Annotated in this window: 3 protein-coding genes; 1 reads left to right on the top strand and 2 read right to left on the bottom strand. The window is 25.8% G+C overall.

Annotated elements, in window-relative coordinates; genetic code table 11:
- Positions 1-214: 214 nt before the first annotated feature.
- Together rluF and nhaA are read right to left on the bottom strand one after the other, a co-directional pair.
- Complete coding sequence (rluF, locus tag VLM92_RS15595) at positions 215-913, bottom strand: 23S rRNA pseudouridine(2604) synthase RluF (RefSeq protein ID WP_325277243.1); 699 nt, start codon at positions 911-913, stop codon at positions 215-217.
- Positions 914-1,177: 264 nt separating this feature from the next.
- Positions 1,178-2,338 (bottom strand): Na+/H+ antiporter NhaA, encoded by a 1,161-nt coding sequence (gene nhaA, locus VLM92_RS15600; RefSeq protein ID WP_325277244.1) that lies wholly within the window; start codon positions 2,336-2,338, stop codon positions 1,178-1,180.
- A gap of 265 nt (positions 2,339-2,603) precedes the next feature.
- Here nhaA and VLM92_RS15605 point away from each other — a divergent pair, with 265 nt between their 5' ends.
- A complete protein-coding gene (locus tag VLM92_RS15605) occupies positions 2,604-3,041 on the top strand; it encodes a hypothetical protein (protein ID WP_325277245.1) in 438 nt (145 codons plus the stop codon).
- Positions 3,042-3,225 lie beyond the last annotated feature (184 nt).

Below are 3,225 nucleotides of genomic sequence, written 5' to 3' on the forward strand. Positions count from 1 at the left end.
ATCAGTGCAATATTCATATGTAGAATTAGTAACAGATGTTAAAGTTTTATAATTTGTACTATAACAGTCAGGACACATGAAATCCTCACCTACTAGAATGTTTTTCATTTAAAGCCCCCTAGGATTATATTAGTTTTATACAAAATTCCCCTTTGTACAACTAAATATATTATATCATCTAAGGATATATATTTTTACTTGTAAATTATAGTAACTATTTTAAAAGGCCTTCAACTTCCTTAGGAGTTAACTTTCTCCATTTACCAGGAGCAATACCTTTAAGTGTCAAATCCATTATTCTAACTCTTTGAAGCTTTATTACCTCATACCCAAAAGCATCACACATTCTACGTATTTGCCTGTTTAAACCTTGTGATAAAACTATTTTAAATGTCCTATTATTAACTTTAGTAACCTTACACTTTTTAGTAACGACATGTTTGTTGGTAACAGGATTAAATATACGAACACCATTACTCATATCTTCTATAAAACTTTGAGTAATATTTTTATTAACCGTTACCACGTATTCTTTTTCATGATTATTTTCAGATCTTAAAATTTTATTTACAATAGACCCATCATTAGTAAGAATAATTAAACCTTCTGAAGGCTTATCTAATCTTCCAACAGGAAAAATACGTTCAGGATAATTTATATAATCAATAATATTTCCCTTTATATGTCGTTCTGTCGTACATGTAATACCCACAGGTTTATTTAGAGCTATATATACATCATTTTTCTTTTGAATTAATTTTTTACCATTAACCTTTACAATATCTCCGGGTTCTACAGTTTGACCAACTTGAGCTATTTTGCCGTTTATCAATACCTTTTTTTGCTGAATTAACTTATCAGCTTCTCTTCTAGAACATATTCCAGTTGAGCTAATATAGTTGTTTAATCTCATTTTTATCTCCTTTGTTAGCTTGTGATTCAATTTATAATTTACTCCTCGTGTAGAAAAACACTTGGTCTACATAAGCGAATCGAATTTTTCGTAGCTTAGATAATACTTTTAAGTATATTATAGTTATATATCTTAATCAAGGTCTAAGTTAAGGCTTTGTAATTAAATATATTTATGAATATAAAATAGCCTTAAACTTATAAATAATAGTCTAGGGCTATAACTTTAAGATATGTAATGTTTATCAACAATAGAATTACGACTTCACATTTTAAATCTAAATGTAATATTGCACAAACTAATTACAAATATACTAGATATTACTGATATACAAGCAGAAAATAAAATTGATATCTTAGCAATATTAACTAAGGTTATATTATGAACAAAAGCAATTTCTGATATAAATATAGACATAGTAAATCCAATTCCAGCAATCAATGAAACTAAAAATACAGCCATCCAACTTATACCATTAGGTTTTTCAGTGAGCTTCAACTTACAACCAATAAAACTAAAAAGCATAATACCTAGAGGTTTGCCTACACAAAGCCCTAGTACAATACCATAAAATAAAGGGTTGGCACTAGACATATCCATATTATATATAAGTGATATACCTGTGTTAGCAAATGCAAATAACGGTATAATAATTAAACTATTAAAAGGTACTAAAATTCTTTGAAGCCTTTCAAGAGTACTTATACCAGTAGAGTGTGATGTAGGGATAGTTATAGCTAAAAGTATGCCACTTATTGTACAATGAACTCCACTTAAATATATAAAGTACCATAAACAAAGACCTGACAATAAATAATATGTAACACTATAAACTTTAAAAACTTTATTAGCTATAATAAGTAATAATACTATTACAAAAGCAATTATTAAACAAATAAAATTTACATGCATTGAGTAAACAAGTCCTATAGCAAGTATAGATACTAAATCATCTACAACAGCTAATGAAAGTAAAAATACTTTAAGAGCTGGGTTGAGTTTTTTTGCAAAAACCAAAAAAACTCCCACTGCAAAAGCTATATCTGTCGATATAGGGATACAAAAACCACTTAAAAAAGGAGTATCTTTATTTATAAGTATAAATACTAAAGCAGGGACAATAACCCCACCTAAAGATGCTATGACAGGAAAGGATGCTTTTTTAAAAGAAGATAAATTACCATGAAATATTTCATGTTTTATCTCAAGTCCTGCAACTAAAAAGAATATTGCCATTAAGAAGTCATTTATAAGCATATGAAACGAAAAATTTCCTATTATATAAGTATCTTCAAATATATGTATATATATATGTCTTAAAGGACTGTTGTACATAAAAAGAGCAGATACAGTAGCTGCTATTAAAAGCATACTTGTCAAAAGTTCTAATTTAACAGGTTTTCTATAAGTTCTTAATAATCTCAATATATCACCAACTAACTAAAATTTATTTACAAATACATTTTTTAGAAGTATTTATTTAATGAAGCTTATGAGTTTGTACAGGAAAATATGAGTAAAATAAGTATTAAATTTAGAACATCATATCTAATAAAAAAATATAATAAGTACAGCGATCGTGACACCTGCATAAAGATATTAATTAAAAAACAAAAAGTGATGATAAAAGTTACGAATGTAAGTATAAAAAAAATTAAAAGTATAATAATAAACATAGAGGTGGTAAATTATGTATATAAAACAAAAGAACTTATTAAATGAATTTAAAGATTATTGGAATCCTAAAGAAATATATATAAATGAGAAGGATTCTAATTATATACATTGTGAGCTAATAGATAATTTAGAGTATATTAAACTAGATGCAAATATCTTTAATAATACTAAAGATAATGAGAAATTAAATTCATTATTTGGAAGTATAATAAAATATAAAAATTCTAAAAAGTCAATAGAGGGATACAATAGTTTAAGAGAGTGTTATGGTATTTTAATTTCAGAAAATGATTTAGACAATATCAAAGCAAATTTAAGAGATGTTGGTAAGCATCAATGGAATTTATTTGGAAGGACTTTTAATGCAAAATATATATATATTTTTAACGAAAAAAGTCTTAATCATCAGAAAAAAAATTGGGAAGGATTTTATGAATCACTTAATATATAGTTCGTTAAAATGCTGAAAAAATCGGGGTTTTTATTTTAGGGTACTGTGAAAATGTACGCATATATACGAATTATATTTCTTGAATCTTATAAAGTTATTTAATATAAATGATATGAAATTAAATAATTTTAATGATAAGTAACAATTTTCCTTGTTATATCATATTATTTATTAACACTATTAA

The sequence above is a fragment of the Romboutsia sp. genome (assembly GCF_035470145.1).
In the GTDB taxonomy this organism is placed as follows: domain Bacteria; phylum Bacillota; class Clostridia; order Peptostreptococcales; family Peptostreptococcaceae; genus Romboutsia_D.